Annotated in this window: 8 protein-coding genes; all 8 read right to left on the reverse strand. The window is 70.6% G+C overall.

The features are described from left to right. On the reverse strand, window positions 1-1,429 hold a 1,429-nt coding region (gene argH / locus G6020_RS09835), incomplete at its 3' end, for an argininosuccinate lyase (protein ID WP_182610494.1). Next, window positions 1,426-2,625, reverse strand: a complete 1,200-nt coding sequence (locus G6020_RS09840; RefSeq protein WP_095717203.1) for an argininosuccinate synthase — start codon at window positions 2,623-2,625, stop codon at window positions 1,426-1,428. The genes argH and G6020_RS09840, both read right to left, overlap by 4 nt. A gap of 53 nt (window positions 2,626-2,678) precedes the next feature. Next, complete coding sequence (locus tag G6020_RS09845) at window positions 2,679-3,173, reverse strand: arginine repressor (protein ID WP_176474999.1); 495 nt, start codon at window positions 3,171-3,173, stop codon at window positions 2,679-2,681. Then, window positions 3,173-4,114, reverse strand: a complete 942-nt coding sequence (argF, locus tag G6020_RS09850) for an ornithine carbamoyltransferase (RefSeq protein WP_179525174.1) — start codon at window positions 4,112-4,114, stop codon at window positions 3,173-3,175. Before argF ends, G6020_RS09845 begins: the two co-directional genes overlap by 1 nt. Then, entirely contained in the window at window positions 4,111-5,325 is a 1,215-nt protein-coding gene (locus G6020_RS09855; RefSeq protein WP_182610495.1) for an acetylornithine transaminase, read from the reverse strand. Before G6020_RS09855 ends, argF begins: the two co-directional genes overlap by 4 nt. Beyond that, entirely contained in the window at window positions 5,322-6,257 is a 936-nt protein-coding gene (argB, locus tag G6020_RS09860; RefSeq protein WP_182610496.1) for an acetylglutamate kinase, read from the reverse strand. The genes G6020_RS09855 and argB overlap by 4 nt, the downstream gene beginning before the upstream one ends. Before the next feature lies 1 nt (window position 6,258). Next, a complete protein-coding gene (locus G6020_RS09865; RefSeq protein WP_069390102.1) occupies window positions 6,259-6,735 on the reverse strand; it encodes a hypothetical protein in 477 nt (158 codons plus the stop codon). Next, a partial coding sequence (gene argC / locus G6020_RS09870) for an N-acetyl-gamma-glutamyl-phosphate reductase (protein WP_182610497.1) occupies window positions 6,732-7,476 on the reverse strand: 745 nt, incomplete at its 5' end. The genes argC and G6020_RS09865, both read right to left, overlap by 4 nt.

The following is a 7,476-nucleotide window of genomic DNA, read 5'->3' on the forward strand; positions in this document are numbered from 1 at the left end:
AGTGGGCGAGCTCGTCACGGATCTCTCCCAGCCGCCGCCGTTGTTCGGCCACGGCGGTGCCGGCGGTGCCGCCGCGTGCGCTCCGTGACGCGATCGATCCCGTCACGGTGAGCACGTCGCGGACGTCGGGCGTCAGCGCCGGGTCGACGGTCGCCAACTCGTCGTCGGTCAACTCCTCCAGCCCGACGCCGCGGGACTCGGCCACCCGCACGCACTCCCCGGCCGCCTCGTGGGCGACGCGGAACGGCACGCCCTGACGGACCATCCACTCCGCGATGTCGGTGGCCAACGTGTATCCGGCCGGGGCGAGCGCGGCGAGACGCTCCGGGTGGAACGTCAGGGTCGAGACCATGCCGGCCATCGCCGGGAGGAGCAGGTAGAGCTGGGCGACGGAGTCGAAGACCGGCTCCTTGTCCTCCTGCAGGTCCCGGTTGTAGGCCAACGGCTGGGCCTTGAGGGTGGCGAGCAGCCCGGTCAGGTTGCCGATCAACCGACCCGTCTTGCCGCGCATCAGCTCCGCGACGTCCGGGTTCTTCTTCTGCGGCATGATCGAACTACCGGTCGACCACTCGTCGGCCAGGGTCACGTACCCGAACTCCGGGGTCGACCAGGCGATCACCTCCTCCGCCAGACGGGAGAGATCGACAGCGATCTGCGCGAGGACGTAGGCCGCCTCGGCCGCGAAGTCCCGCGAGCTCGTCGCGTCGATCGAGTTGTCCGCCGCGCGGTCGAAGCCGAGCTCCGCCGCGATCGCGTCCGGGTCCAGTCCGAGGGACGACCCGGCCAGAGCGCCCGAACCGTACGGAGACACCGCGAGACGGCGGTCCAGGTCGCGGATCCGATCGACGTCCCGCAGCAACGGCTGCGCGTGCGCCAGGAGCTGGTGCGAGAGCAGGATCGGCTGGGCTGCCTGGAAGTGCGTCTTGCCCGGCATCACGGTCTCGGGGTGCTCGTCCGCCTGCGCCACGAGCGCGTCGACCACGTCGAGCACACCCCCGGCCACCTCACGCACCGCGTCACGCAACCACATCCGGAACAGCGTGGCGACCTGGTCGTTGCGGGACCGGCCGGCACGGAGGCGCCCACCCACCTCGACACCCACCCGGTCGATCAGACCGCGTTCGAGGGCCCCGTGGACGTCCTCGTCCGTTTCTGCCGGGCCGAACGCGCCGGAATCCACGTCCGCGGCGAGGCGGTCCAGACCGTCCAGCATCGCGTCGAGGTCCGCACCGGAGAGCAACCCCGCGCGGTGCAGGACCCTGGCGTGGGCCTTGGAGGCCCTGATGTCGTACGGGGCCAGCTCCCAGTCGAAGTGCGTGGACTTGCTCAGTGCGGCCATCGCCTCGGCGGGCCCGCCCGCGAAGCGGCCACCCCACAGTGCTCCGGCGTTGGTGCCGTGCCGGTCGTCCTGCCGGTCGGCGTCGCTCACAGCCCGAGGTCCCGCTTGGCGGCGATCTTGGAACTCAGACCGTGGAGGTTCACGAAGCCCTTGGCGTAGCTCTGGTCGAACGAGTCCCCCTCGTCATAGGTCGCGAGGTTGAAGTCGTAGAGCGAGGAGTCGGAACGACGACCGTTGACGACGATGGAACCACCGTGCAGGACCATCCGGATGTCCCCGGAGACGTGCTGCTGGGTGTTGTCGATGAAGGCGTCGAGGGCGTACTTCAGCGGGGAGAACCACAGGCCGTCATAGACCGCGTTCGACCACTGGTCGGAGACCCCGGACTTGTACCGCGCCAGCTCACGCTCGAGGGTGACGTCCTCGAGCGCCTTGTGCGCGGTGATGAGGATCATCGCGCCCGGCGCCTCGTACACCTCGCGGCTCTTGATACCGACGAGCCGGTCCTCGACCATGTCCAGCCGCCCCACGCCCTGGGCCCCGCCCCGGCGGTTGAGTTCCACGATGGCCTCGAGCACGGAGACCTTGCGCCCGTCGATCGCCACCGGGATGCCCTCCGAGAAGGTGACGGTGACCTCGTCGGGAGCGGCGAAGTTGAGGGTCGGGTCCTCGGTGTAGTCGTAGACGTCCTTCGTGGGGGCGTTCCACAGGTCCTCGAGGAAACCGGTCTCCACCGCGCGGCCCCAGACGTTCTGGTCGATCGAGAACGGGGACTTCTTGGTCACGTTGATGGGGATCTCGTTCTGCTCCGCGAACTCGATGGCCTTCTCACGCGTCCAGGCGTAGTCGCGGACCGGGGCGATCACCTCGAGGTCCGGGGCGAGCGCACCGAAGCCCACCTCGAAGCGGACCTGGTCGTTCCCCTTGCCGGTGCAGCCGTGCGCGACGGAGGTACCGCCGTGCATCTTGGCCGCCGTGACCAGGTGCTTGACGATCAGCGGGCGGGAGATCGCCGAGACCAGCGGGTACTCCCGCATGTACATCCCGTTGGCCTTGATCGTGGGGGCGCAGTACTCGTCGGCGAACTCGTCGCGGGCGTCCACGACGATCGACTCGACGGCGCCGCAATCCAGTGCGCGCTGCCGGATGACCTCCATGTCCTCACCGCCCTGACCCAGGTCGATGGCGACGGCGACGACCTCGGCTCCGGTCTCCTTGCCGATCCAGCTGATGGCGACAGAGGTGTCGAGGCCGCCGGAGTAGGCGAGGACTACGCGATCGGACATGGTGTGCTCCTTGATGGTTCGGATCTCTACGGTCTGGGGTCGGGTCGTGGATGTCAGAGTGGGCGGCGGGCGAGGGAGGCGAGCCGGTCCGCGAGCTCGGCGCCTCCGACGGGTTCACGGGCCATCACGAATATGGTGTCATCCCCGGCGATGGTCCCCACCACGTCGTCCAGGTTGGCGCGGTCCAGGGCGCTCGCCAGGAAGTTCGCGGCGCCGGGCGGGGTCCTCAGGACCGCGATGTTGCCACTGTGGTCCGCCGAGACCAGCAGGTCGCCGAGCAGCCTGCCGAGCCTGTCCGTGCCCCCGGGGATCCCCGGGGCCCGGCTGCCGTCCTCCGGGATGATGTAACGGCCCGCGCCTCCGTCGGCGGCCCGGAGCTTGACGGCCCCGAGCTCGTCGAGATCCCGGCTCAGGGTGGCCACCGCGACCGCGATGCCCTCCTCGGCCAGGGCCTCCGCCAGTTCGGTCTGGCTCCGGACGGGTCGGCGCTGGAGGATCTCGGCGATCCGGGCGTGCCTGGCGGTCCTGCTGACCGTCCCCACCGTCATCACGACCGCTCCATGAGCCACACGAGCAGCGCCTTCTGCGCGTGGAGCCGGTTCTCGGCCTCGTCGAACACGCGGCTGCGGGGGCCGTCGATGACCTCGGCCGCGATCTCCTTGCCGCGGTAGGCGGGAAGGCAGTGCAGGACGATCACGTCGTCGGACGCCCTGTCGACGGACTCCTGGCCCAACTGGTAACCGGCCAGGTCGCGGAGCCGGTCGGTCGCCGAGTCCTCCATCCCCATCGACACCCAGGTGTCCGTGATGAGGACGTCCGCCCCGGCCACCGCCGAGTCGACGTCGGTCGTGATCCTCACGGAGCCGCCGGTCCCCGCCGCCACGCGCTCGGCGTCCGACACCACCTGCCCCGTCGGTTGGTATCCCTCCGGCGCGGCGATGGTGATGTGCATTCCCGCGGTCGCGAACCCGAGCAGATACGAGTGCCCCATGTTGTTCGCACCGTCGCCGAGATACACCGCGCGCAGGCCGGCGGTGCGACCGAAGTTCTCGCGGATGGTGAGCAGGTCCGCGAGGATCTGGCACGGGTGGAACTCGTCGGTCAGGGCGTTGACGACGGGCACGTCCGAGTGCGCGGCGAGCTCGGCGAGCCCGTCCTGCGAGTAGGTGCGCCAGACGATCGCCTCGACGTAGCGCGACATCACCCTCGCCGTGTCGGAGAGGGTCTCACCCTTGCCCATCTGGGTGGATCCGGAGTCCACCACGATGGCGTTCCCCCCGAGTTGGGCGATGCCCGCGTCGAACGAGAACCGGGTCCGCGTGGAGGTCTTGTCGAAGATCACGGCGACCGACCGCGGCCCTTCGAGCGGGCGGGCCGAGAACGGGGCGGCCTTGAGCCGCATCGCCAGATCGAGGACCTCGGCCTGCTCCGCGGGACTGAGGTCGTCGTCCCTCAGGAAGTGCCGCACCGACGACGATGCGGCGGTCATGAGGTGGCCTCCTTCGGGGTGGCGGCGTCGAGGATGCCCGGGAGCCCGGCGACGAACCGGGCGACCTGCTCCTCGGTCAGCACGAGCGGCGGGGCGAGTCGGACCACGTCCGCGGTAGTGGCACCGACGAGGTACCCGGCCTCCCGGGCCGCCCCCTCCACGGCCTTGGCGAGCGGGGCGGTGAGCACGACGCCCAGCAGCAGTCCCCTCCCCCGCACGTGGTCGACCAGCGGGTGATCCAGGCACTCGATCTCCGCGGCGATGATCTTCCCGAGTCGGTCGACGTGCGCGATCAGGTCCTCGGACTCGATCGTGTCGAGAACGGCCAGGGCGGCCGCGCACGCGACGGGGTTACCGCCGAACGTGGTCCCGTGCTGGCCCGCGGTGAGCAGCTCGCCGGCCGCACCGACCGCCAGGCAGGCGCCGATCGGCAGCCCGCCGCCCAGGCCCTTGGCCAGGGTGATCACGTCGGGGACCACGCCGGCCCGCCGCGTGGCGAACATCGCCCCGGTACGACCGATCCCGGTCTGGACCTCGTCGACGATCATGAGGATCCCGTGCTCGCTGCACAACGATCGCACGTCGGCAAGGAAGCCCTCGGGGGGTTCGACGACCCCTCCCTCGCCCTGGATCGGCTCGACGATCACGGCGGCCGTGTCCCCGGGAGCCTGTTCGACGAGAGCGGTGAGCGCGGCGGTGTCGCCGTAGGGGAAGAACTCGACCCCTGCGGGCATCGGTTCGAACGGCTCGCGTTTGGCGGGTTGACCCGTCATCGCGAGGGCGCCCATGGTCCTGCCGTGGAAACCGTTCTCCGCCGCGAGGATCCGCGACCGCCCCGTCCGACGGGCGATCTTGAACGCGGCCTCGTTGGCCTCCGCGCCCGAGTTGCAGAAGAAGGCGCGGACGGGCTCGTCCACCGACAGCAGTGACTCGAGGCGCTCGGCCAGCGCCACCACCGTCGGGTGGATGTAGAGGTTGGACACGTGGCCGAGCTCGGCGACCTGGCGACTGACCGCGTCGACGACCGCCGGATGCGCGTGACCGAGTGAGTTGACCGCGATCCCGCTGAGCAGGTCCACGTACTCGCGGCCGTCCGAGGCGGTGACGGTGACGCCCCGGCCCGAGACGAGCTCGAGCGGCGGGGTGCCGTAGTTGCGCATGAGCGCGCTGTCCCACCGTGCGGTGAGGGACATGGTGTCGGTCCCGGTCATCTCGCTCCTCCTGCCGGCGTGCGGATCTCGTGGTCACCCTCGGTGACCATGGTGCCGATGCCGCCCTCGGTGAGAACCTCGAGCAGCACGGAGTGTTCGACGCGCCCGTCGATGACGTGGGCCGCCCGCACCCCGCCCTGCACCGCGCGCAGGCACGCCTCCATCTTGGGGACCATGCCGCTCTCGAGAGACGGCAACACCCGCTCGAGGGGACCGGTCCCGAGGTGCGTGACCAGCGAGGACCGGTCCGGCCAATCGGTGTACAACCCCTCGACGTCGGTGAGGACGACGAGTTTCTCGGCGCCGAGCGCGGTGGCCAGTGCGCCGGCGGCGGAATCGGCGTTGATGTTGTGGACCGTGCCGTCGGCATCCGGGGCGATGGTGGACACGACGGGGATCCGGCCGGCCTCGATGAGGTCCAGGACGGCACGGGGGTCGACCGACTCGACGTCGCCGACCAGTCCTATGTCGGTCGGTTCGCCGTTCACCATCGCCGTCCGTCGGACCGCGGTGAACAGGCCAGCGTCCTCTCCGGAGATCCCGACCGCGTACGGGCCGTGCGCGTTGATGAGCCCCACCAGTTCTCGGCCGACCTGGCCGAACAGCACCATGCGGACGATGTCCATGACCTCGGGGGTGGTCACACGGAATCCCCCGCGGAACTCGCCCTCCATCCCCAGGCGGCCGAGCATCGACGTGATCTGGGGGCCGCCCCCGTGGACCACCACCGGCTTCAGGCCACAGGTCCGGAGGAACACCATGTCGGCCGCGAACGCCGCCTTGAGCTGGCCGTCGATCATCGCGTTGCCGCCGTACTTGACCACGACGATCTTGTGGTGGAACTTCTGCAGCCACGGCAGCGCCTCGGCGAGCACGTGCGCGCGGACGAACGGCGTCAGCTGCGTGGAGCCGTCGTTCATCTCGGTGGTCATGTCAGGCCTCTCCGGGCTGGTCGGGAATGGTCAGGGCGAGTCGGACGTCCGCGCCACCGCGGTGTCGGAAACGGAACTCGGCTCCGTCCGCCGTCGGTGCGGGTTCCGGCCACGGCGCGTGATCGGTGTCAGGCCGGAAGACGAGCACCTCGATCGGGCCGGCCTCGACACCCGATCTCGAGCTGACGAACCGGGCGACGTTCTCGGCGACCTCGTGCGCGGCCGTGAAGTCCGCGCCGGGGTCTCCGACGCCGGGGCCGTCGAGCAGGACGACCGCGCGGGTGGACGGGATCTCGGCGCTCAGGGTGCTCCACCGCAGTTCCACCGCGTCCGCCCCGTCACCGTGGACGTTGAGGATGCCGGTCGAGCCGGCGGGGGCGACCCAGAACATCGCATGGGTTCCCTCCGGGGCCCACCACATCTCGAGACCGTGGACCCGGCCTCTGGAGGTGGCGCCCGCCAGGGCGTCCGCGGTCACGGGGCCAGGCCGACGGTGCTGAGTCCGGCGGTCTCGGGGAGTCCGAGCGCGAGGTTCATCGACTGGATCGCGCCCCCGGCGGTGCCCTTGGCGAGGTTGTCGATCGCCGCGGTGAACACCGCGCGGCCGGCGCGCTCGTCGACCTCGATGCCGAGTTGCACCGCATTGGATCCGAGCACGGAGGCGGTCATGGGCTGCACGCCCGCGGGCAGGACGTGGACGAACGGCTCGTCTCCGAACGCCTCGGCGTACACCGCCCGGAGCTCCCCGGCGGTCGCGGTCGTGGGCGCCACCGCGGTGGTGAGGATGCCGCGGGCCATGGGGGCGAGAACCGGGGTGAAGCTCACCGACACCTCCGCGTCGGTGACCGCACGAAGGTTCTGGGTGATCTCGGGCGTGTGCCGGTGGGTGGTCACGCCGTACGCCTTGGCCGAGCCCATGACCTCCGCGGCGAGCATCGGGACCTTGGCGGCCTTGCCTGCGCCCGACGCTCCGGTCACGGAGACGATCGTGATGGCGGAGGCGTCGACAAGGCCGGCCGCGACGGCCGGGAACAGCGCGAGCGTGGCGCCCGTGGGGAAGCACCCCGGGACCGCGACGCGGCGGGTGGACCGCAGCGCCTCACGCGCCCCGGGGAGCTCCGGGAGACCGTACGGCCAGGTACCGGAGTGCTCGGAGCCGTAGTACGCCGTCCAGTCCTCTGCGTCCACCAGTCGGAAGTCCGCCCCGAGGTCGACGACA

The organism is Dietzia sp. B19 (genome assembly GCF_014145155.1).
GTDB lineage: Bacteria > Actinomycetota > Actinomycetes > Mycobacteriales > Mycobacteriaceae > Dietzia > Dietzia natronolimnaea.